This window comes from Pseudomonas sp. GM102 (assembly GCF_000282555.1).
Lineage (GTDB): Bacteria > Pseudomonadota > Gammaproteobacteria > Pseudomonadales > Pseudomonadaceae > Aquipseudomonas.
The window spans coordinates 13,192-33,431 of sequence record NZ_AKJB01000071.1; the positions used below are offsets into that span (position 1 = coordinate 13,192).

General features: G+C 57.7%; 24 protein-coding genes. 14 read left to right on the forward strand and 10 right to left on the reverse strand.

The annotated features are described in order from the left end of the window. The first annotated feature begins 63 nt into the window (after positions 1 to 63). Together PMI18_RS11000 and PMI18_RS10995 are read left to right on the forward strand one after the other, a co-directional pair. The gene (locus PMI18_RS11000; RefSeq protein WP_007902773.1) at positions 64 to 279 is read left to right on the forward strand and encodes a dodecin; all 216 of its coding nucleotides are present in this window, start codon (positions 64 to 66) and stop codon (positions 277 to 279) included. 129 nt (positions 280 to 408) lie between these two features. Further along, positions 409 to 633 carry a DUF1161 domain-containing protein gene (locus tag PMI18_RS10995; protein WP_007902775.1) on the forward strand — a complete coding sequence of 75 codons (225 nt, stop codon included), beginning with the start codon at positions 409 to 411 and terminating at the stop codon, positions 631 to 633. A 65-nt stretch (positions 634 to 698) separates the two neighbouring features. Here the strand turns inward: PMI18_RS10995 and PMI18_RS10990 are convergent, their stop codons facing one another. After that, complete coding sequence (locus PMI18_RS10990; protein WP_007902776.1) at positions 699 to 1,700, reverse strand: LLM class flavin-dependent oxidoreductase; 1,002 nt, start codon at positions 1,698 to 1,700, stop codon at positions 699 to 701. A 238-nt stretch (positions 1,701 to 1,938) separates the two neighbouring features. Here PMI18_RS10990 and PMI18_RS10985 point away from each other — a divergent pair, with 238 nt between their 5' ends. Together PMI18_RS10985 and PMI18_RS10980 are read left to right on the forward strand one after the other, a co-directional pair. Then, entirely contained in the window at positions 1,939 to 2,370 is a 432-nt protein-coding gene (locus PMI18_RS10985) for an OsmC family protein (protein WP_007902777.1), read from the forward strand. Positions 2,371 to 2,541: 171 nt separating this feature from the next. After that, positions 2,542 to 2,775, forward strand: coding sequence for a DUF1161 domain-containing protein (locus PMI18_RS10980; protein WP_007902778.1), 234 nt, complete (start codon positions 2,542 to 2,544; stop codon positions 2,773 to 2,775). Positions 2,776 to 2,781: 6 nt separating this feature from the next. On the opposite strand, the gene PMI18_RS10975 is transcribed toward PMI18_RS10980, so the two are convergent. Both PMI18_RS10975 and PMI18_RS10970 read right to left on the reverse strand, forming a co-directional pair. Then, entirely contained in the window at positions 2,782 to 3,201 is a 420-nt protein-coding gene (locus tag PMI18_RS10975) for a PA0061/PA0062 family lipoprotein (protein ID WP_007902779.1), read from the reverse strand. Positions 3,202 to 3,241: 40 nt separating this feature from the next. Then, entirely contained in the window at positions 3,242 to 3,658 is a 417-nt protein-coding gene (locus PMI18_RS10970; protein ID WP_007902780.1) for a PA0061/PA0062 family lipoprotein, read from the reverse strand. Positions 3,659 to 3,716: 58 nt separating this feature from the next. On the opposite strand from PMI18_RS10970, the gene PMI18_RS10965 reads away from it, so the two are divergent. Next, entirely contained in the window at positions 3,717 to 4,808 is a 1,092-nt protein-coding gene (locus tag PMI18_RS10965) for an aminopeptidase (protein WP_033036633.1), read from the forward strand. Positions 4,809 to 4,928: 120 nt separating this feature from the next. Here PMI18_RS10965 and PMI18_RS10960 read toward each other — a convergent pair whose 3' ends face one another. The 3 genes from PMI18_RS10960 to PMI18_RS10950 all read right to left on the reverse strand — a co-directional run bounded on the left by PMI18_RS10960 (position 4,929) and on the right by PMI18_RS10950 (position 6,804). Beyond that, positions 4,929 to 5,387, reverse strand: coding sequence for an REP-associated tyrosine transposase (locus PMI18_RS10960; protein WP_007902784.1), 459 nt, complete (start codon positions 5,385 to 5,387; stop codon positions 4,929 to 4,931). Positions 5,388 to 5,562: 175 nt separating this feature from the next. After that, positions 5,563 to 6,213, reverse strand: a complete 651-nt coding sequence (locus PMI18_RS10955; protein WP_007902787.1) for an HAD family hydrolase — start codon at positions 6,211 to 6,213, stop codon at positions 5,563 to 5,565. Between the two features lie 45 nt (positions 6,214 to 6,258). Further along, positions 6,259 to 6,804, reverse strand: coding sequence for a gamma carbonic anhydrase family protein (locus tag PMI18_RS10950; protein ID WP_007902790.1), 546 nt, complete (start codon positions 6,802 to 6,804; stop codon positions 6,259 to 6,261). Positions 6,805 to 6,866: 62 nt separating this feature from the next. Between PMI18_RS10950 and prlC the strand changes: the two genes are divergently transcribed. Beyond that, entirely contained in the window at positions 6,867 to 8,957 is a 2,091-nt protein-coding gene (gene prlC / locus PMI18_RS10945; protein ID WP_162831696.1) for an oligopeptidase A, read from the forward strand. Next, positions 8,954 to 9,241: a YheV family putative zinc ribbon protein gene (locus tag PMI18_RS10940; protein ID WP_007902793.1), complete on the forward strand. Its 288-nt coding sequence runs from the start codon at positions 8,954 to 8,956 to the stop codon at positions 9,239 to 9,241. The genes prlC and PMI18_RS10940 overlap by 4 nt, the downstream gene beginning before the upstream one ends. Positions 9,242 to 9,287: 46 nt before the next feature. On the opposite strand, the gene PMI18_RS10935 is transcribed toward PMI18_RS10940, so the two are convergent. Further along, on the reverse strand, positions 9,288 to 9,935 hold the full coding sequence (locus tag PMI18_RS10935) for a dual specificity protein phosphatase family protein (RefSeq protein ID WP_007902795.1): 648 nt from the start codon (positions 9,933 to 9,935) through the stop codon (positions 9,288 to 9,290). A gap of 249 nt (positions 9,936 to 10,184) precedes the next feature. After that, the gene (locus PMI18_RS10930) at positions 10,185 to 10,487 is read right to left on the reverse strand and encodes a hypothetical protein (protein WP_007902796.1); all 303 of its coding nucleotides are present in this window, start codon (positions 10,485 to 10,487) and stop codon (positions 10,185 to 10,187) included. Positions 10,488 to 10,736: 249 nt separating this feature from the next. Here PMI18_RS10930 and PMI18_RS10925 point away from each other — a divergent pair, with 249 nt between their 5' ends. The 3 genes from PMI18_RS10925 (at position 10,737) to PMI18_RS10915 (ending at position 14,384) form a co-directional block, all read left to right on the forward strand. Beyond that, on the forward strand, positions 10,737 to 11,795 hold the full coding sequence (locus PMI18_RS10925; RefSeq protein ID WP_007902799.1) for a PA0069 family radical SAM protein: 1,059 nt from the start codon (positions 10,737 to 10,739) through the stop codon (positions 11,793 to 11,795). Between the two features lie 243 nt (positions 11,796 to 12,038). Next, positions 12,039 to 12,770 carry a carbonic anhydrase gene (locus PMI18_RS10920; protein WP_007902800.1) on the forward strand — a complete coding sequence of 244 codons (732 nt, stop codon included), beginning with the start codon at positions 12,039 to 12,041 and terminating at the stop codon, positions 12,768 to 12,770. 84 nt (positions 12,771 to 12,854) lie between these two features. Beyond that, positions 12,855 to 14,384, forward strand: a complete 1,530-nt coding sequence (locus PMI18_RS10915) for a SulP family inorganic anion transporter (protein ID WP_007902802.1) — start codon at positions 12,855 to 12,857, stop codon at positions 14,382 to 14,384. A gap of 120 nt (positions 14,385 to 14,504) precedes the next feature. On the opposite strand, the gene PMI18_RS10910 is transcribed toward PMI18_RS10915, so the two are convergent. Beyond that, entirely contained in the window at positions 14,505 to 15,155 is a 651-nt protein-coding gene (locus PMI18_RS10910) for a hypothetical protein (protein WP_007902803.1), read from the reverse strand. Between the two features lie 371 nt (positions 15,156 to 15,526). Between PMI18_RS10910 and coxB the strand changes: the two genes are divergently transcribed. The 4 genes from coxB (at position 15,527) to PMI18_RS10890 (ending at position 19,973) form a co-directional block, all read left to right on the forward strand. Further along, the gene (coxB, locus tag PMI18_RS10905) at positions 15,527 to 16,654 is read left to right on the forward strand and encodes a cytochrome c oxidase subunit II (RefSeq protein WP_007902806.1); all 1,128 of its coding nucleotides are present in this window, start codon (positions 15,527 to 15,529) and stop codon (positions 16,652 to 16,654) included. An 82-nt stretch (positions 16,655 to 16,736) separates the two neighbouring features. Further along, the gene (gene ctaD, locus PMI18_RS10900; protein ID WP_007902815.1) at positions 16,737 to 18,329 is read left to right on the forward strand and encodes a cytochrome c oxidase subunit I; all 1,593 of its coding nucleotides are present in this window, start codon (positions 16,737 to 16,739) and stop codon (positions 18,327 to 18,329) included. Positions 18,330 to 18,494: 165 nt separating this feature from the next. After that, positions 18,495 to 19,052 (forward strand): cytochrome c oxidase assembly protein, encoded by a 558-nt coding sequence (locus tag PMI18_RS10895; RefSeq protein WP_007902817.1) that lies wholly within the window; start codon positions 18,495 to 18,497, stop codon positions 19,050 to 19,052. A gap of 33 nt (positions 19,053 to 19,085) precedes the next feature. After that, positions 19,086 to 19,973, forward strand: coding sequence for a cytochrome c oxidase subunit 3 (locus tag PMI18_RS10890; protein WP_007902819.1), 888 nt, complete (start codon positions 19,086 to 19,088; stop codon positions 19,971 to 19,973). 16 nt (positions 19,974 to 19,989) lie between these two features. Here the strand turns inward: PMI18_RS10890 and PMI18_RS10885 are convergent, their stop codons facing one another. After that, positions 19,990 to 20,193 carry a twin transmembrane helix small protein gene (locus tag PMI18_RS10885; protein WP_007902820.1) on the reverse strand — a complete coding sequence of 68 codons (204 nt, stop codon included), beginning with the start codon at positions 20,191 to 20,193 and terminating at the stop codon, positions 19,990 to 19,992. Between the last annotated feature and the right edge of the window lie 47 nt (positions 20,194 to 20,240).

A 20,240-nucleotide genomic window follows, 5' to 3' on the forward strand; every position in this document is an offset into this window, starting at 1 on the left:
GGTCGACAGAAGAAATAAGAAAAATCACTGCTAGGCTGTATTTCACACCCTTAGGAGAACGCCATGACTGACCATCACACCTACAAGAAAGTCGAGCTGGTTGGCTCATCCACCACCAGCATTGAAGACGCCATCAACAATGCCCTGGCCGAAGCCAACAAAAGCCTCAAGTACATGGAATGGTTTGAAGTGACCGAAACCCGCGGACACATCAAGGACGGCAAAGCAGCACACTTCCAAGTGACGCTCAAAGTCGGATTCCGGATTGCCAGTAGCTGAGTTTGAGCTAGTCTTCTGAACTTGCGCGCTGGCCGAATGCCATAGGGAATGGCAGAGCGCTGCACGGTGGGCGCATCCAGCCGATAGCTGGATGCTCTCCCCTATTGATCCGACCAGAGAGTGCAACCCATGAAGAAGTTTATTTTGGCGGTAGGCTTGTTGAGCCTTGCGGGAACAGCCTTTGCCCAAGGCAAGTCGTGCGACGAGCTGAAAGCCGAAATCTCAGCAAAACTGGATGCCAAAGGCGTTTCCAATTACACACTGGAGATCGTCGACAAAGGCGCTGCTGCTGACGGAAAAGTCGTCGGCACCTGTGAAAAAGGCTCCAGGCAAATCGTCTACAAGCAGGGCTGACCTGCCCTCGATAATAAAAAAGCCGACGCAATGGCGTCGGCTTTTTTGTGGGCGCTGTTTGCGCTTCAGCCCTTCATGACCTGCGCCAGCAACTCATAGGAATGCAGGCGATCGGCATGTTCGTACAGGTCACAGGTAAAAATCAGCTCATCGGCTTGAGTCTGTTCGATCAACACTTCCAGCTTGGCGCGAATTTTCTGCGGGCTGCCGACCATGGCAAGACCCAGGAAATCACCGACCGCTTCTCTCTCATGGGGCAGCCATAGCCCGTCCATGGTCTTGACGGGCGGGCGTTGCACCAGGCTCTGGCCACGCATCAACGCGAGAATCCGCTGATAGACCGAGGTGGCCAGGTAATCGGCCTGCTCATCAGTATCCGCTGCCACCAACGGCACGCCGAGCATCACGTAAGGCTTATCCAAAACCGTTGAAGGCTTGAAGTGGTTGCGGTAGACGCGAATCGCCTCATGCATGAAGCGCGGTGCGAAATGTGAAGCGAAGGCGTAGGGCAAACCGCGCTCACCCGCCAACTGTGCACTGAACAGGCTCGAACCCAGCAACCAGACCGGAACATTGGTGCCGGTACCCGGCATGGCAATGATCCGCTGATCCGGCGTGCGTGGGCCGAGGTAGCGCATCAGTTCAGTCACGTCTTGCGGGAAGTCGTCGGCGCTGCCGGAGCGCTCACGGCGCAAGGCGCGAGCGGTCATTTGATCGGAGCCAGGCGCGCGACCCAGGCCCAGATCGATCCGTCCCGGGTACAGACTTTCAAGGGTGCCGAACTGCTCGGCGATCACCAGTGGCGCGTGGTTGGGCAGCATCACGCCCCCCGAACCGACACGAATGGTCGAAGTGCCGCCAGCCAGATAGCCCAGCAGAACCGAGGTCGCCGAACTGGCGATCCCGTCCATGTTGTGGTGCTCGGCGACCCAGAAGCGGTTATAGCCGAATTTTTCGACGTGCTGCGCCAGGTCCAGGGAATTGTGCAGAGACTGGGCCGCACTGCCGTTCTCCCGCACGGGCACCAGATCGAGGGTCGAAAACTTGATATCGGATAGTCGTTTCATAAACCTGCTTCTCCAATGGGTAAGCAGGTTTTTTCACGAACGAAAACCTGCCGAGTCTATAAGCGTGTTCTATGCAATGAGGGCATATACCCGAGTTTCAATAGGAGAGACAAAATTCCTACGCGATTAGAGGACCGATCAGATGAGGTGAACTTTGCCTGACGGTCTATCCTCAGAACCCTGGTAACCGAAAACCACGAAGGCGCGACGTTTCGCGTCGGATCTTGAGGAGGCAGACATGGCTATCACGAAGAAAGCATCAGCTCATTGGGAAGGTGATCTGAAAACCGGTATCGGCTCGATTTCCACGGAAACCGGCGTTCTCAGAGACGCGCCCTATGGCTTCAAGGCCCGTTTCGAAGGGGGTAAAGGCACCAATCCGGAAGAGCTGATCGGCGCGGCTCACGCGGGCTGTTTCTCCATGGCGTTTTCAATGATTCTCGGCGAGGCCAACCTTAAGGCCGACAGTATCGACACCAATGCCGAAGTTACCCTGGACCAGGTAGACGGTGGCTTTGCAATCACAGCGGTAAAACTGATTCTCAAGGCGAAAATCCCCGGGGCGACCCAGGCGCAATTCGAGGAACTGAGCAACAAAGCCAAAGAAGGCTGCCCGGTGTCCAAAGTGCTGAATGCGAAAATCAGCCTGGATGCGACGTTGGTCAGCTGATAGTGGGTTGATACGCTAGCGGGTAAAAGATCGCAGCCTTCGCGGGCTCCCTTGCGCAGGTTGCGGTCTTTTTTTGTCCTGAAACATAACCTGACTGACAAAACTGTGGTCGAATAAATGACAGCAGCTTCAGCGCATCACCGTGCGCGCTGCCTAAAGGGAGCTTCAACCATGAAACGTTTTGCCTTGGCGGTTATCTGTTGCACGCTGGCCACATCGGCCCTCGCGGCACCGAAATCCTGTGAGGAACTCAAGGCCGAGATCGAAGCCAAGATCCAGGCCAATAACGTCTCGTCCTACACCCTGGAAATCGTCACCAACGACGAAGTCCACGATCAGAACATGGTGGTCGGCACGTGCGAAAACGGCACCAAAAAAATCATCTACCAAAAAAATGATCGCTGATTCGGCTCACATGACGCAGTTGGCCAGCCGATCTTCGGCGACAATTTCCCGCTTGGCATTGTAGAGTCGGGCGCTGGGGGTGAACGCTATCGAACGCGCTTCCAACAGGTAGCGTTGGCCGGCCTCGAAATGGTCGTAATTGATGGTCAGGTAGCACAGCCGCTCCAGCGGAGCATTCATCAAGCCTGAGCCACCACCAAACACTTCAAAATCGAAACGCACTCTCAGTTCATGGCTACCTGGGGTGACCTGGAAGTAACGCCCGTCGCTCAGCCGCTGATTGTCCAGCCGGTCGGCCATTAGCAGTTTCCCGCCGGGGCTCGGCGTAGCGAAGTCGACCCAGGCCATCTGCGGATTGACCGCCGGTAACGGACTCGTGCAACCGACAAAGGCGCCTGCAGCGAGCAACAGCAACAACCTGCGCATGATGAATTTCCCAAGGACTGATAATTCAGCATAGCGTCGATCAAGTACGTTGGCAGCCTGCCGGTGTGCCCTGCCCAATCACTTTTCGCTGTTGATCATAGAGCTTCGCCCACGGTCGAAAGCCGATATACCCCGCTTGCAGCTGATACCGCTGACCGGCGTTGAAGTCCTTGAATTTCACATTCAACTGGCAGTCGCGCCACAGCGGCTCGGCGTCGGGGCCAATGTTGGTCGGCTGGACTGCAAACAGGTAGCGAACCGTCAGCTCATGGCTGCCCGGCTGCACCTCGAAGTAGCGCTTATCGATGGAAGCCTTGTCATCGACTTCCACCGCTTGCAGCGCGGTGTCTTCCTGCCGTGAATCCAGATCGATCCATGCCTGCGAAGGATCAGGGGTGGGCAGTCCAGCACAACCGGCCAGCATCAGCAGGCCTCCCGTCAGTATCAACTTGCGCATAGCGGAGCTCCAATAGGCGGGATAGTCTTGCGGGCAGACTTTCCAGGGATGATTCATTTTGATCAGGCCGTGTCCAAGCCTTGGGTTACTTGATCGCGTTTTACGCATTTTGTTTCCGGGGATGCTTCTTTTGTTATTTAACGGCTGCACCAGCATCAGCTATTACGGCCAATTGGCCAGTGGTCAGCTGCACTTGCTGCGGGCACGGGAGCCGGTTTCCAGTGTGATTGCCGATCCGGACCGCGATCAGCAATTGCGCGCGCATCTGGCCCAATCACAAAAGGCCCGGACATTTGCCAGCCAGCGCTTGCACCTGCCGGACAACCAGAGCTATCGCCTGTACGCCGACATCGGCCGACCGTTTGTAGTCTGGAACGTCTTTGCCACGCCGGAGTTTTCGCTGAAGCCACAGAACCATTGCTTCCCCATCGCTGGCTGCGTCGCCTATCGCGGGTATTACAGCCAGAGCGCTGCCCGCGGTGAGGCCGCGTTGCAACGATTGCAAGGTATGGACGTGTCGATTGGCGGCGTCGAGGCCTATTCGACGCTCGGTTGGTTTAACGACCCGATCATGAGCTCGATGATGGGTTGGGGCGACGAACGGTTAGCCACGCTGATTTTTCACGAACTCGCCCATCAACGTGTCTATGTGAAAGACGACACCGAGTTCAACGAGTCCTTCGCCACCTTCGTCGAGCAGGAGGGCACTCGCCAATGGCGCGCATTCCGAGGCCTGCCACCGGATAACCGAGCGTTGGCACAGCAACGCGACCAGTTCATCCAATTGGTTTTGGACGCACGCAAGAGACTGGAGCAGCTCTACGCCTTGCCACTGCCTGCCGAGCAAATGCGCGAGCGAAAAGCAGCAGAGTTCGAACAATTGCGCCGTGATTACCGGACGCTACGCGACAGCCAATGGGCCGGGAACAAACGCTACGATGCCTGGATCAACACCCCGATGAACAACGCCCGGCTGCTCCCGTTTGGTTTGTATGACCAATGGGTACCGGCGTTTGCTGCGTTGTTCGGGCAAGTCGATGGGGATTGGGTGAGGTTTTATGCGGCGGTGGAGAAATTGGGCGCGTTACCGGTCGGGGAGCGTAAGGCGGCGTTGAAAGTGTTGGCCGGATCAGCGAGCTCCGGTGGCTGAGCGGGCCTCTTCGCGGGCAAGCCTCGCTCCTACAGTCGGGCGACGACGGTGCAGGCGACGTACATTCTGTAGGAGCGAGGCTTGCCCGCGAAGAGGCCGGCCCAGGTTCCCCAAAGTCGGCTACAGCCAAATCGCATCCCACAACGGATAGTCCCCGACCTTTTCTACCAATCCCGCTCGCAACGGATTGGCAACGATATATCGAGCAACTGCCTGCAAGTCTTCTTCCTTGCGAATGGCGCGATCATGATAGCCATGCTGCCAAACCGGACCTTGACGGCGAATCGAGCGATTGACCGTCACCGCGATCCGGGATTTGGTACGGGCCATTAATATGGATAGTTGAGTGGTCTGTAACTCAATCAGCCAATGAAAATGATCTGGCATGACCACCCAGGCTAACGATGTTGCAAACTCCTCTCGCTCAGCCGTTCTAAACGCATCAACCACCAGACGCCCATTCTTGAAGTTGCGAAACAACGGTTCTCGATTCAAAACCACCGCGGTCAGTAGGTAAATCTGTCCGGACTCCGAATATCGCCCGGAGCGCAATCGATGAGCATGTTTGAGTTCTGGCAATGATGATCCTCCTTGATCGTGGCCGGAGTGTTAAGGCTAGGACGATTAGAAGGGATTGGAGTGAGAACAGTTGCTCAGGATGTGTCTGGGGGGACGCCTTCGCGGGCAAGCCTCGCTCCTACGGAATTTACGCATCTTCCCGTAGGAGCGAGGCTTGCCCGCGAAGGCAATTCAACTAACGCTGCAAAAACGCCTGATGCATCTCCTCCAGCGTCTCGAAGTGATACGCCGGTGCTTCGACGCTCAACTCCTCCCGGCTGCCAAACCCATAACCCACCGCCGCCGCGTCCAGTCCATTGCTGCGAGCGCCGATCAGATCGTGTTTACGGTCGCCAATCATCAGCGTATTGGCCGGGTCGAGACCTTCTTCGGCCATCAAGTGCGCAATCAGCTCGACCTTGTCAGTCCGCGTGCCGTCCAGCTCACTGCCGTAAATCACTTTGAAATGCCTGGCGAAGTCGAAGTGCCGGGCGATTTCCCGGGCGAAAACCGATGGCTTGGAGGTCGCGATGTACAGCTGTCGCCCTTGCCCAACCAGTGTTTCCAGCAGCGGCGTGACGCCGTCGAACACGCGGTTCTCATACAGGCCGGTGACCTTGAAGCGCTCGCGATAGAAATTCACCGCTTCCCAGGCTTTGGGCTCGTCGAAGTCGTAGAACTGCATGAACGCCTGCAACAACGGCGGGCCTATGAAATGTTCAAGCCTTGTCAGGTCCGGTTCATCGATCCCCAGTTTGCTCAGGGCGAACTGGATGGAGCGGGTAATACCTTCACGCGGGTCGGTCAGCGTGCCATCGAGGTCGAACAGTACGGTTTGGTAATGCATGAAAATTCCTGGGCAATAGGGAGGCACTTTCCATTATCAAGCGGCTTAGAGTTGGTCGTAACCTTCGGCCAGATGCAGATCCTTGAGCTTCACGTAGTTCGCCGCGCTGTAGGTGAAAAAGGCTTTTTCCTTGTCAGTCAGCGGTCGGATCTGTTTCACCGGGCTACCGACATAGAGAAACCCGCTTTCCAGGCGCTTGCCCGGGGGGACCAGACTGCCGGCACCGATGATCACATCGTCCTCGACCACCGCACCGTCCATGACGATGCTGCCCATGCCGATCAGAATCCGGTTCCCCACAGCGCAGCCATGAAGCATGACTTTATGCGCGATGGTCACATCGTCACCGATCAGCAGCGGGAACCCATCGGGGTTGAATGGTCCGGCGTGGGTAATGTGCAACACGCAGCCGTCCTGCACGCTGGTGCGCGCACCGATACGGATGCGGTGCATGTCGCCGCGGATCACTGTCAGCGGCCAGACGGAGCTGTCTTCGCCGATTTCGACGTCGCCGATCACCACCGCCGAGCCGTCGACAAAGGCGCCTTTACCCAGCAGCGGCGTGTGGTTCTGATACTTGCGAAGGGTCACGATAGGCTCTCTCTCTTTTGCTGATAGCTGCGGTGAGCGTCGATTGTAATTAAGATGGGGCCATGTTTCTTCCCGCATGTTTTCCAGCCAAGGTGCTAACCGTGAGCGTGAACAACCCTCTTTTGCAGTCCTACGACCTGCCGCCGTTCTCGGCGATCCGTGCCGAACACGTGCAACCGGCCATTGAAAAGATCCTGGCTGACAACCGCGCTGCCGTCGTCGACATCCTCAAAACCCAAGGCAAACAACCGACCTGGGCTGGCCTGGTGCTGGCGATGGATGAACTCAACGATCGTCTGGGCGCCGCCTGGAGCCCGGTCAGCCATCTCAACGCCGTGTGCAACAGCGCTGAGTTGCGCGAAGCCTATGAGTCCTGCCTGCCGGCCCTGAGCGCCTACGCCACCGAGCTGGGCCAGAACCGTGAACTGTTTCAGGCCTATGAAGCGCTGGCCAACAGCCCGGAGGCCGCCGGTTTCGACGTGGCACAGAAAACCATCCTGGAACACGCCCTGCGTGACTTCCGTCTGTCGGGTATCGACCTGCCTGAAGCCGAACAAAAGCGTTACGCCGACGTGCAGAGCAAACTGTCGGAGCTGGGCAGCCGCTTCTCCAACCAGTTGCTCGACGCCACCCAGGCCTGGACCAAGCACGTCACCGACGAAGCCGCCCTCGCCGGCCTGACCGAGTCGGCCAAGGCGCAAATGGCCGCCGCCGCACAAGCCAAAGAGCTGGATGGCTGGTTGATCACCCTGGAATTCCCGAGTTACTACGCGGTGATGACCTACGCCCAGGACCGCGCCCTGCGCGAAGAAGTCTATGCCGCCTACTGCACCCGTGCGTCGGACCAAGGGCCGAATGCCGGTCAGAATGACAACGGACCGGTCATGGAGGAAATCCTCGACCTGCGTCAGGAACTGGCAAAACTATTGGGCTTCACCAGCTTCTCGGAGCTGAGCCTGGCCACCAAAATGGCCGAATCCAATGATCAGGTACTGAGTTTCCTGCGTGACCTGGCCAAACGCAGCAAGCCGTTCGCCGCCCAGGATCTGCAACAGCTCAAGGCCTACGCCGCCGAACAAGGTTGCCCGGACCTGCAAAGCTGGGACAGCGGTTTCTATGGCGAAAAACTTCGCGAACAGCGCTATAGCGTCGCTCAGGAAACCCTTCGCGCGTACTTCCCGATCGACAAGGTTCTGGGTGGTTTGTTCAGCATCGTCCAGCGCCTGTACGGCATCGAGATTGCCGAGCTGAAAGGCTTCGATACCTGGCATCCGGACGTCCGCCTGTTCGAAATCAAGGAAAACGGCCAGCACGTCGGTCGTTTCTTCTTCGACCTGTATGCCCGCGCCAACAAGCGCGGCGGGGCCTGGATGGATGGCGCCCGCGATCATCGCCGCACAGTCAACGGCGTGCTGCAAAGCCCGGTGGCTAACCTGGTGTGCAACTTCACCCCGGCCGACAGCGGCAAACCGGCCCTGCTGACCCACGACGAAGTGACCACCCTGTTCCACGAATTCGGCCACGGCCTGCATCACCTGCTGACCCGCGTCGAGCATGCCGGCGTGTCTGGCATCAATGGCGTGGCTTGGGATGCGGTCGAACTGCCAAGCCAGTTCATGGAAAACTGGTGCTGGGAGCCGGAAGGTCTGGCGCTGATTTCCGGTCACTATGAAACCGGCGAGCCGTTGCCTCAGGATCTGCTGGAGAAAATGCTCGCGGCGAAAAACTTCCAGTCCGGCCTGATGATGGTCCGCCAACTGGAGTTCTCGCTGTTCGACTTCGAATTGCACGCCACCCACGGCGACGGCCGCAGCGTGCTGCAAGTGCTCGAAGGCGTACGCGACGAGGTCTCGGTCATGCGGCCGCCGGCCTACAACCGTTTCCCCAACAGCTTCGCCCACATCTTTGCCGGTGGTTACGCAGCGGGTTACTACAGCTATAAGTGGGCAGAAGTATTGTCAGCCGATGCCTTCTCGAAATTCGAAGAAGACGGCGTACTCAATGCCGAGACCGGTCGCGCGTTCCGTGAAGCGATCCTGGCGCGTGGTGGTTCCCAAGAACCAATGGTGCTGTTCGTCGACTTCCGTGGCCGTGCGCCATCGATTGACGCACTCTTGCGCCACAGCGGCCTGAGTGAGGACGCGGCAGCATGAGTGAGGGACCTGTGATTACCAAAAAACGCTTTATCGCCGGGGCGGTCTGCCCGGCCTGCAGCGAGCCGGACAAGTTGATGATGTGGAGCGAAGACACAGTTCCGCATCGCGAGTGCGTGGCCTGCGGTTATTCCGACACGTTGAATGAACAAGGTCTGTCGGTGCCCAAGGAACTGGGCACGCGGGTCAATACCTCGGCACTCAAGGTGCCGGACGCCAAGGTCCAGGCCGTGCAGTTTTTTCCGAACCCTAAGTTAAAGAAGAAACCAGACGAGCAACACTGAGTGCCGGAAACCACCTTCCACTGCGCCATGCAGTGGGAGGTATTAATTACTCGACATGGGCCGACTTGAACCAGTTCTTCATCGAGCAACTGGCAAACGGACTCGTGCTGCAATCACCATTGGCCAGCGCCGTACGAAGTTTTTCGACATCGGCCTGCATCATGTAACGCACACCGTCCTTGAAATGGGTGCTGTCACCAAAGCCGCCCTGGGTCATTTCGTTCAGGGCATCCTCTTTGCTCCAGCCTTGCACCACCACCCGGTACATTGCGGCCATCAGGCCGGTACGATCCGAACCGTGTTTACAGTGCATAAGCACAGGGCCTTTGGCCTCGGCGGTCTGAATTGTGCGAAGGGCCTTGAGTACATCACTGTCATCCACGTGATTGGTGCGGTAGGGCAGCTGTATCTGGGTGATTCCGCGTGTGGACAACCAGGTTGAGTCCGACTCGGGCAGGAAATTGATGACAGTCGCGACCTTGAGTTTTTTCAGCAACGACACCGCTCCGCTGTCCGGCAACGCACTGCGATAGAGGGTTGGGGACATCTGATAGAGGTTGTACTGAGCCTCCACCGGCTGAGCCCAGTCTGCGGGACGGGGTAAAGCAGTTTCGTCAGCGGCGGCCAGCGTCAGATTGAAAAGTGTGGCCAACGACAAAAAGAGCGTCGCAGGTAAAAGGCGCAGTAGGGGCATGCTCAGGCGACCGTGATTATAAGGGGTGGATGGATAGCACCCAGCTTCGGCCCAGAGCGGTCAAAGGTCTGTGAGACAACCGTCAAGGAATCGTGAACCGAACGATCCCGATAACCAACCCTGTACGACAAACAAACATCCAAAACAACAAATCAAAATTAAAATAAAAAGCCCTGTGTAATTTTTATTCACACGGGGCTTTCTTATTGGCTTATATGGATAACAGCGCAAAGTTATCCATACCAGGTATCAAGGACTGACAATACTGACGTACGCCTTGGCTAATGCCAGTAGCTTGGCCTTGTCATCGGCGTCAATATCACCGTCACCATCGATATCTTTAGAGTTGCGCACATTGAAAGTTTGACCACTATCGTACGAAGCCGCAACGACAATAGTGGAATCCAGCAGCGTTTCCTTCGGTACCGCATTGACATCGTCCCAGCCTGACTCTTTCAGAGCAAACTGCATGGAGACCAGCACCTCATCTGGATCGACCGGAGTTGGACCAAGCTTTTGTAGAAAAATGCCACGATGGTTAAAAGAAGACATTGTTTAATCCCTTAATGAATATCCATATATATGATGTGTGCAGCGGCTGAAACAATACCGACACCTTTGATATTAAACCACACTTGATATGTGTCTCTTGGTTGCCAACAAAATCAAACTACTATGAGGTCTTATATCAACCTGTTAATGAGGGAGCCTATCCGTAGGAATTGAAAGGCGCCGAATGGCACTAGCCGATTTTACGCGACCGAGATACTGTATGCACATACAGCAATCAGGACCTCTCCCATGAATGCGCCATTGCCCCCTCGCGGCCGCGGCACCGCCACCAACCCGCACAACCGCTTCGCGCCTAACCGTTCAGTGGCCGAGGATGACGGCTGGTATCAGGAAGCGCCAATCACCCAAGGCACCGAGGTGCGCATCGAGACGGCGAAATCCATCATTACCCGCAACAACTCGCCGGACCTACCCTTCGACCGCTCGATCAATCCCTATCGTGGTTGCGAACACGGATGCATCTATTGCTACGCGCGACCCAGCCACGCCTATTGGGACCTGTCACCGGGGCTGGATTTCGAAACCAAACTGATCGCCAAGACCAACGCCGCCGATGTCCTGGAGGAGCAACTGTCCAAACGCGGATATCAATGCGCACCAATTAACCTGGGCTCCAACACCGACCCTTACCAGCCGATCGAGCGTGAACACAGAATTACCCGCAAGACTCTCGAAGTTCTGCTGCGTTACCGCCATCCGGTGACCATTATCACCAAGGGTTCGCTGATTCTTCGCGATCTGGACCTGCTGGCCGAACTCGCCGAGCAAAGGCTGGTGGCGGTGATGATCAGCCTAACCACGCTGGATGACGAACTCAAACGCATTCTCGAACCTCGCGCCGCGGCACCCAAGGCGCGGCTGCGGGCGATCCGGGTGATGCGTGAAGCCGGGATTGCGGTGGGCGTTTTGTGCTCACCGATGATTCCAATGATCAACGACAGTGAACTCGAAAGCCTGCTGACCGAGGCCCATGCGGCCGGCGCGCAAAGTGCGGCGTATATGATGTTGCGCCTGCCGCTGGAAGTGGCACCGCTGTTCGAAGAGTGGCTGGCCGCCCACTATCCTCAGCGTGCAGCTCATGTGTTGAGCCTGATCCGCCAAAGCCGGGGTGGCGAGCTTTACGACAGTCGGTTTGGCGCTCGTATGCGCGGTGAAGGGCCGTTTGCCGACCTGTTGGCGCAACGCTTCGCCAAAACCATCAAGCGTCTGGGGCTCAATAATCGGGAAGGTTTCAATCTGGATTGCGAAGCCTTTTGTCCGCCGGGTCGCCAAATGTCGTTGATTTGAGGACAATTAGCCCTATGGTTGAGTAGTGAAAACGATATGCCGCTTTAGGCTGGTCACGCTTTTTGTGACCTGGAACACTCGTTCTAGAGCGTTTTATTCAGTTTGAGTTAAGTTTCAACGGCTACCTTGTTCATCGAGTGACTGACGGGTCTGGCTCTTCGACCTGGATGTTTTTTAAACAGCCACTGGCTTCAACCGGACAAAACGGGAAAATCCCCCTGAATCCGCCAAAGAGGATGAATCATGAGTGACAAGGATAAACAGCCGTTGGCTGCGTCGGCTTCAGCCCAACCCGAGGCGGAAACCGCCGATGCAGCGCTGCAGCATATCGTTGACGGCTTTTTGCACTTTCATCACGAGATCTTTCCGCAGCAGGAAGAACTCTTCAAAAAACTCGCCACGGCCCAGCGGCCTCGGGCGATGTTCATCGCGTGTGCCGATTCACGCATCGTTCCTGAACTGATTACCCAAAGCGCCCCCGGCGACTTGTTCGTGACCCGCAACGTCGGCAACGTCGTGCCGCCCTATGGGCAAATGAACGGCGGTGTTTCCACGGCCATCGAATACGCAGTGCTGGCCCTCGGCGTGCAGCACATCATTATCTGCGGGCACTCTGACTGTGGCGCCATGCGCGCCGTGCTCAACCCGCAGAGCCTGGAAAAGATGCCGACGGTAAAGGCCTGGCTGCGTCATGCGGAAGTGGCGAAAACCATGGTTCAGGACAACTGCAATTGCGTTGACGAGAACGAGAGCATGCACATCCTCACCGAAGAGAATGTGATCGCTCAGTTGCAGCATTTGCGAACGCACCCATCAGTAGCCTCGCGCATGGCAAACGGTCAGCTGTTTATCCATGGTTGGGTCTACAACATCGAAACCAGCGAAATCCAGGCTTACGATGCGGATCAGGGTTGTTTCCTGCCGCTCGATGGCAGCCATCCCATTCCGGTGGCGACGCCCAAAGCGCGCTTCTAAATCCTCCTAAGTATGGTTTAGCCGAGGCTGCCGATCTGGCGGCACGGCTTTGCCACGCCTGAAAAAAACTCCGGGAGAGCCACAATGCGTGCCGCTCAACTAAAAGCTGTTCTGCCACGGGAGCTGCTGGCTTCGGTGGTTGTATTTCTGGTCGCCCTGCCCTTGTGCATGGGCATCGCCATCGCCTCGGGACTGCCGCCGTCCAAAGGCCTGATCACCGGCATTATCGGGGGCCTGGTGGTCGGCTGGCTTGCCGGTTCGCCGCTGCAAGTCAGCGGCCCGGCGGCGGGCCTGGCGGTATTGGTGTTCGAACTGGTGCGCCAGCATGGTATCGCCATGCTCGGGCCGATCCTGCTGCTGGCGGGCTTTCTGCAACTGGTGGCCGGGCGCCTGAAACTGGGTTGCTGGTTTCGGGTCACCGCTCCAGCGGTGGTTTACGGCATGCTCGCCGGGATTGGGGTGCTGATCGTGCTGTCACAGGTGCATGTAATGCTCGATGCCGTGCCCAAGCCTTCGGGGCTGGATAACCTGGCAGCCTTCCCCGCTGCGGTGATTCAGGCTTTGCCGTCGTTTGGCTGGCAGGCGGGTTTGCTCGGACTGTCGACCATTGCCGTGATGTGGCTGTGGGAAAAATTTCGCCCGCACTCTCTGCGTTTCATTCCGGGAGCATTACTGGGGGTCGGTCTGGCAACGGTCGCCAGTCTGATGCTCGCATTGCAGGTCAAACGCGTGGAAGTCCCCGCCAACCTAGCGGAAGCCATCGACTGGCTACGCCCGGCAGACTTGCTCAATCTCGCAGACCCGGCCTTGCTGATCGCGGCCTTCGCCGTGGCTTTTATCGCCAGCGCCGAAACCCTGCTCTCGGCCGCCGCCGTGGATCGCATGCACAGCGGTCAGCGCTCGGACTTTGACCGCGAATTGTCGGCGCAAGGTGTGGGCAACATGCTCTGTGGGTTGCTCGGCGCGCTGCCGATGACCGGGGTGATCGTGCGTAGTTCGGCCAACGTTCAGGCAGGCGCCACCACCCGACTGTCGACGGTGTTCCATGGCCTGTGGTTGCTGGCTTTCGTGCTGCTGCTCTCGAGCGTGCTGCAAAGCATTCCGGTGGCGAGTCTGGCGGGGGTTCTGGTTTACACCGGTTTCAAACTGGTGGACCTCAAGGCCTTTCGTGGCCTGGGCCGTTATGGCCGGATGCCGATGTTCACCTATGCGGCGACCGCTTTGGCAATCATCTTCACCGATCTGCTGACCGGCGTGCTGATCGGCTTCGGCCTGACGCTGGCCAAACTGGCCTGGAAGGCTTCGCGCCTGAAAATCAGCCTGATCGATCTGCCGGCAGACGGCGAGATGGAACTGCGACTGGTGGGGGCGGCAACCTTCCTCAAGGTACCGGCGCTGACCCAAGTGCTGGGGAGTATTCCGGCAGGTGCAACGGTGCATGTACCGCTGAACAATCTGAGCTATATCGATCACTCGTGCTTGGAGTTGCTTGAGGAGTGGGGCCGGGCCAATGCGGCCAAGGGCTCGAAGCTGTTAATTGAAGCGCGGGGGTTGAAGCGCAGGCTTGAAGGACGGTTGCGTACTACCGCTGGCGTTGGCTCAACGGCGAGTTGAGGCAACTCCCTGTAGGAGCGAGGCTTGCCCGCGAAGGCGTCCTCGAGTACGCCAAAAGCTTCGCGGGCAAGTCTCGCTCCTACAGGGCAAGTCTCATTCGTACAAGGGTTACACAGGCAGTTACGCCGCTGGCTGATCCAGTTCAAGGCCCACGCCCAATTGGCGCGACAGGCACGGCCAACGCTTCCACGCAGCGCCGGTGTCCGGGCTGTTGAGTTTCTCGCGGTAGGCTTCTACCGACTCCAGCGCGAAACTTTCATCGTTAAGCATCTCGTCCACAGCGTGATGCACCGCCTCATCCAGTTGATTGGCAAATTCTTCGCCGATCAGTTGGTGGGCAATCAGGTTGGCAACAGTCATGTCCAAGGGGATCAGTGGCTGGCCAAAATGCTTGATGTACAAGTCGTTGACCTCTTCGACCAACCGATGCGCCAGATAGGCTTCGTCCAGCAGGCTGTCCAGGCCGACGTGACCGGCCATGATTGCCGGTGGCTGGAGGAAGAACTGCTCGGCGATTTTCAGCACCGGTTTGATCTGTGATTCGATGCCCGCTTCCCTGGCGACTTCATTGGCTGCATCCAGCAGGTCCGGCACTTGCTCTATATACGCGGCCACAAAACGCGTCATCACGCCGTTGGCATCGGCATCCGGCAATTGGATGGCGGAGTGAAGGTGCGGCAGTTGGGTTTCCAGCTGACGAGTCAGCAGGCCGGTCTCGGCCTCATGTTGTTGGGCTTTTTGGATCTGCTCGCGCAATGCGGCGGTGTTCATGAAAACTCCAGGAAACAAAGGCAATGAAATAGGGAAGACATAACTTAGCTGGCTTACGAAAAATGCTAAGACGCATTTGTCATAATTATTTCATCCTTGAGACGTCTACGTTATATCGATTTGCCACCACTCGTCTGCATCCTTCTCCATTCGTGACATGGAACGCAAGTCCAACCTGTTTCAGTCGATTTACGTCATCGCATTGCGAGGTGGCAGTCGCTGTCTATACTCGGTTCTGAATGGAGTTAGCTGATGACGCCCGACTGCATATGCAGCAAGGCTCGGCGATTCAAGTTCGTAGTCTGAAAAAGCCGCTCCCTTGCCGCAGGTGAAAGCCGGCGGGATAAAAAGAACTATAAGGGGAACCCGCAATGATGCGACATCCACATGTCTGGATGGGCCTCCTGTTGTGGTCGATTTTCAGTCAGGCACAAGCGGCCTGGACTGTGAATATGGCGCCTGGAGCGACTGAAATCAGTCACGCAGTATTCGATCTGCACATGACCATTTTCTGGATCTGTGTAGTGATCGGCATCATCGTCTTCGGCGCCATGTTCTGGTCGATGATGATCCACCGCCGCTCTACCGGGCAGGTGGCCGCTAAATTTCATGAAAGCACCACCGTCGAAATTCTCTGGACCATCGTGCCCCTGCTCATTCTGGTGGCCATGGCGGTCCCCGCAACCGCCACCCTGATCAAGATGTACGACAACACTGAGCCGGATATCGATATCCAGGTCACCGGTTACCAGTGGAAGTGGCACTACAAATACCTGGGTCAGGACGTCGAATTCTTCAGCAACCTGAACACCCCCGCCGATCAGATCCACAACAAGGAAACCAAGGGCGAGCATTACCTGCTGGAGGTCGACAAGCCGCTGGTGCTGCCGATCGGTGCCAAGGTGCGCTTCCTGGTGACTTCCGCCGACGTCATCCACTCCTGGTGGGTGCCGGCCTTCGCGGTCAAGCGCGATGCGATCCCGGGCTTCGTCAATGAATCCTGGACCCGTGTTGAAAAGCCCGGCATCTACCGTGGCCAATGCGCCGAACTGTGCGGCAAGGATCACGGCTTCATGCCGATCGTGGTCGAGGTCAAGGAAAAGGCCGACTACGAAACCTGGCTGGGCGAGCGCAAGGCGGAAGCTGCGCAGCTCAAAGAGCTGACCAGCAAGGAATGGACCCTCGACGAACTCAAGGAGCGCGGTGACAAGGTCTATCACACCACTTGCGTGGCCTGTCACCAGGCTGAAGGCCAGGGTCTGCCGCCGATGTTCCCGGCACTCAAGGGCTCGAAAATCGCCACCGGGCCGATCAAGGATCACCTGAACATCGTTTTCCACGGCAAGCCCGGCACCTCCATGGCGGCGTTCGGCAAGCAGCTCTCGGAAGTCGATATCGCAGCGGTCGTGACCTACGAACGTAACGCCTGGGGCAACAACAAAGGCGACATGGTCACCCCTAAAGAAGTGCTGGAGCTGAAACAGGCGGAAAGCAAATGACCCGGTTAATTGCGCATGTAAGGAACCGCTCGGGGCATGACGCCCCGGCCCGCCCAGCCCATCCGTTTGCAGGAGACAGGACATGACTGCTGTAGTCGATGACCATGTTCATACCGGCACCGCCCACGCCCACGGCCCCGCCAAAGGCCTGATGCGCTGGGTATTGACCACCAACCACAAGGATATTGGCACGCTGTACCTGTGGTTTGCGTTCTCCATGTTCCTGCTGGGCGGCTCGTTCGCCATGGTCATCCGTGCCGAACTGTTCCAGCCGGGACTGCAAATCGTCCAGCCGGAATTCTTTAACCAGATGACCACCATGCACGGTCTGGTGATGGTGTTCGGTGCGGTGATGCCGGCCTTCGTCGGCCTCGCCAACTGGATGATCCCGTTGATGATCGGCGCGCCGGACATGGCCCTGCCGCGGATGAACAACTTCAGCTTCTGGCTGCTGCCGGCGGCGTTCATCCTGCTGGTATCGACCCTGTTCACCCCCGGCGGCGGGCCGAACTTCGGCTGGACCTTCTATGCACCGCTGTCGACAACCTACGCGCCGGAAAGCGTGACGTTCTTCATTTTCGCCATCCACTTGATGGGGATCAGTTCGATCATGGGGGCGATCAACGTGATCGCGACCATCCTCAACCTGCGCGCCCCCGGCATGACGTTGATGAAAATGCCACTGTTCGTCTGGACCTGGCTGATCACCGCGTTCCTGCTGATTGCAGTAATGCCGGTATTGGCCGGCTGCGTGACCATGATGCTGATGGACATCCACTTCGGCACCAGTTTCTTCAGTGCCGCCGGTGGCGGGGATCCCGTGTTGTTCCAGCATGTGTTCTGGTTCTTCGGCCACCCCGAGGTGTACATCATGATCCTGCCGGCCTTTGGTGCCGTCAGCTCGATCATCCCGGCCTTCTCGCGCAAGCCGCTGTTTGGCTACACCTCGATGGTCTACGCCACGGCGAGTATTGCGTTCCTGTCGTTCATCGTCTGGGCACACCACATGTTCGTGGTCGGCATTCCGCTGGTGGGCGAGTTGTTCTTCATGTACGCCACGCTGCTGATCGCAGTGCCCACCGGGGTCAAGGTGTTCAACTGGGCCAGCACCATGTGGCAAGGCTCGCTGACCTTCGAGACGCCGATGCTGTTCGCCGTGGCGTTCGTCATCCTGTTCTCCATTGGCGGGTTCTCCGGGTTGATGTTGGCCATTGCCCCGGCGGACTTCCAGTACCAGGACACCTACTTCGTGGTCGCGCACTTCCACTATGTGCTGGTGCCGGGGGCGATTTTCGGGATTTTCGCCTCGGCCTACTACTGGATGCCGAAATGGACCGGCCACATGTACGACGAAACCCTCGGCAAGCTGCACTTCTGGCTGTCATTCATCGGCATGAACCTGGCGTTCTTCCCGATGCACTTCGTGGGCCTGGCGGGCATGCCGCGGCGGATTCCGGACTACAACCTGCAATTCGCCGACTTCAACATGGTGTCGTCGATCGGCGCGTTCATGTTTGGCGCCACACAGATCTTCTTCCTGTTCATCGTGATCAAGACCATTCGTGGCGGCGAGCCGGCACCGGCCAAACCGTGGGATGGGGCCGAAGGCCTGGAGTGGAGCATTCCGTCGCCGGCGCCGTATCACACCTTCACCACACCGCCGGAAGTGAAATGAACAGCCTTGCCTTTGTGGGAGCGCGCTTGTGTGGCGAGGGAGCTTGCTCCCGCTCGGCTGCGAAGCAGACGCAATGCTTTTGGGGCCGCTTCGCGACCCAGCGGGAGCAAGCTCCCTCGCCACAAAGGCCCGCTCCAACCGGGTTATGCGTAGAGGTTGGAAGTCATGGCTGACTCTATTTCTTTGAAGAAACTGGTCACTCGCCTGTTGCTGGTGGTGGTGGCGATGTTTGTCTTCGGCTTTGCCCTGGTGCCGATCTACGACGTGATGTGCAAGGCGTTCGGCATCAATGGCAAAACCTCCGGGCAGTATGAAGGCGAGCAAACGGTCGACGCCTCGCGGCAGGTTCGCGTGCAGTTTCTGTCAACCAACTCTGCCGACATGACCTGGGATTTCTATCCCAAGAGTGATGAGCTGACCGCTCACCCGGGGGCGGTGAACGAGATGATTTTTATCGCCCACAACCCCACCGATCGCCCGATGAGCGCCCAGGCGGTGCCGAGCATCGCGCCCAGCGCAGCCGCGGCGTACTTCCACAAGACCGAATGTTTCTGCTTCACCCAGCAGGTGCTGCAGCCCGGTCAACGAATCGAGATGCCGGTACGGTTCATTGTTGACCGCGACATGCCCAAGGATGTGAAGCACCTGACGCTGTCCTACACGCTGTTCGATATCACCGCACGTCATCCGCCCGTGGCTGTTGCAGCAAGCACCGGCGGTTAGGCGTTAAAGCGTGCCCGATAAGGAGAACAATAAATGGCAACTCATGAACATTATTACGTTCCAGCCCAGAGCAAATGGCCGATTATCGCCACGGTCGGCATGTTCGTCACAGTGTTCGGCCTGGGCACCTGGTTCAACGACCTGAAGGCTGCGCGGCCGGAATCCCACGGCCCGCTGATCTTTTTTGTCGGCGGACTGCTGTTGGCCTACATGCTGTTCGGCTGGTTCGGTACGGTGATCAAGGAAAGTCGCGCAGGCTTGTACAGTGCACAGATGGACCGCTCGTTCCGCTGGGGCATGAGCTGGTTCATTTTCTCGGAGGTGATGTTTTTCATCGCCTTTTTCGGTGCGCTGTTTTATGTGCGCAACATCACGGGCCCGGCACTGGGTGGTGAAGGCACCAAAGGCCTCGCTCACATGCTGTGGCCGACGTTTGAATTCACCTGGCCGCTGTTGAACAACCCGGACCCGAAACTCTTTCCTCCCCCCAAGGAAGTCATCAGCCCCTGGGGCCTGCCGCTGCTCAATACCGTGCTGCTGGTGAGTTCCAGCGTCACCGTGACCATTGCTCACCACGCCTTGAAAAAAGGCCATCGCGGCGCACTGAAAATCTGGCTGGCGCTGACCGTGTTGCTCGGTTGCGCGTTCCTCGGTTTCCAGGCTGAAGAATACCTGCACGCCTACCACGAACTGGGCCTGACCCTGGGTTCAGGCATCTATGGCGCAACGTTCTTCATGCTCACCGGTTTCCACGGCGCCCACGTGACCATCGGCACGATCATTCTGTTCGTCATGCTGATGCGGATCATGCGCGGGCACTTCGATGCCGACCATCAATTCGCCTTCGAGGCGGCGAGCTGGTACTGGCACTTCGTGGACGTGGTGTGGATCGGTCTGTTCGTTTTCGTCTACGTGCTCTGAGCCTTGGCTCTCATGCCTACCAAGGCACGTGAGACACCAACTGGCCGCTGAAAAAACCCCAGGCGATCAAGCCGACAGTGGCGGCGGCCAGTGCAACACGAACACTCAAGGCGATGACCAGGCGATTCGAATGGCTGTCGTCCTTGACCAGAAAAAACAGGCCGCTGAAAAGGCTGACAACCGTGGCAATCAGCATCAGGACGATGGCTGCTTTGAGCATGGTGACACTCCGGGGACAGGCGATGCATTTGAGTATAGCTATCGCGA

Excerpts from the sequence above, each read along its gene's own strand:
- PMI18_RS11000 (WP_007902773.1), top strand. The coding sequence starts at position 64 with ATGACTGACCATCACACCTACAAGAAAGTCGAGCTGGTTGGCTCATCC.
- PMI18_RS10995 (WP_007902775.1), top strand. The coding sequence starts at position 409 with ATGAAGAAGTTTATTTTGGCGGTAGGCTTGTTGAGCCTTGCGGGAACA.
- PMI18_RS10990 (WP_007902776.1), bottom strand. The coding sequence starts at position 1,700 with ATGAAACGACTATCCGATATCAAGTTTTCGACCCTCGATCTGGTGCCC.
- PMI18_RS10985 (WP_007902777.1), top strand. The coding sequence starts at position 1,939 with ATGGCTATCACGAAGAAAGCATCAGCTCATTGGGAAGGTGATCTGAAA.
- PMI18_RS10980 (WP_007902778.1), top strand. The coding sequence starts at position 2,542 with ATGAAACGTTTTGCCTTGGCGGTTATCTGTTGCACGCTGGCCACATCG.
- PMI18_RS10975 (WP_007902779.1), bottom strand. The coding sequence starts at position 3,201 with ATGCGCAGGTTGTTGCTGTTGCTCGCTGCAGGCGCCTTTGTCGGTTGC.
- PMI18_RS10970 (WP_007902780.1), bottom strand. The coding sequence starts at position 3,658 with ATGCGCAAGTTGATACTGACGGGAGGCCTGCTGATGCTGGCCGGTTGT.
- PMI18_RS10955 (WP_007902787.1), bottom strand. The coding sequence starts at position 6,213 with ATGCATTACCAAACCGTACTGTTCGACCTCGATGGCACGCTGACCGAC.
- prlC (WP_162831696.1), top strand. The coding sequence starts at position 6,867 with ATGTTTCTTCCCGCATGTTTTCCAGCCAAGGTGCTAACCGTGAGCGTG.
- PMI18_RS10940 (WP_007902793.1), top strand. The coding sequence starts at position 8,954 with ATGAGTGAGGGACCTGTGATTACCAAAAAACGCTTTATCGCCGGGGCG.
- PMI18_RS10935 (WP_007902795.1), bottom strand. The coding sequence starts at position 9,935 with ATGCCCCTACTGCGCCTTTTACCTGCGACGCTCTTTTTGTCGTTGGCC.
- PMI18_RS10930 (WP_007902796.1), bottom strand. The coding sequence starts at position 10,487 with ATGTCTTCTTTTAACCATCGTGGCATTTTTCTACAAAAGCTTGGTCCA.
- PMI18_RS10925 (WP_007902799.1), top strand. The coding sequence starts at position 10,737 with ATGAATGCGCCATTGCCCCCTCGCGGCCGCGGCACCGCCACCAACCCG.
- PMI18_RS10920 (WP_007902800.1), top strand. The coding sequence starts at position 12,039 with ATGAGTGACAAGGATAAACAGCCGTTGGCTGCGTCGGCTTCAGCCCAA.
- PMI18_RS10915 (WP_007902802.1), top strand. The coding sequence starts at position 12,855 with ATGCGTGCCGCTCAACTAAAAGCTGTTCTGCCACGGGAGCTGCTGGCT.
- PMI18_RS10910 (WP_007902803.1), bottom strand. The coding sequence starts at position 15,155 with ATGAACACCGCCGCATTGCGCGAGCAGATCCAAAAAGCCCAACAACAT.
- coxB (WP_007902806.1), top strand. The coding sequence starts at position 15,527 with ATGATGCGACATCCACATGTCTGGATGGGCCTCCTGTTGTGGTCGATT.
- ctaD (WP_007902815.1), top strand. The coding sequence starts at position 16,737 with ATGACTGCTGTAGTCGATGACCATGTTCATACCGGCACCGCCCACGCC.
- PMI18_RS10895 (WP_007902817.1), top strand. The coding sequence starts at position 18,495 with ATGGCTGACTCTATTTCTTTGAAGAAACTGGTCACTCGCCTGTTGCTG.
- PMI18_RS10890 (WP_007902819.1), top strand. The coding sequence starts at position 19,086 with ATGGCAACTCATGAACATTATTACGTTCCAGCCCAGAGCAAATGGCCG.
- PMI18_RS10885 (WP_007902820.1), bottom strand. The coding sequence starts at position 20,193 with ATGCTCAAAGCAGCCATCGTCCTGATGCTGATTGCCACGGTTGTCAGC.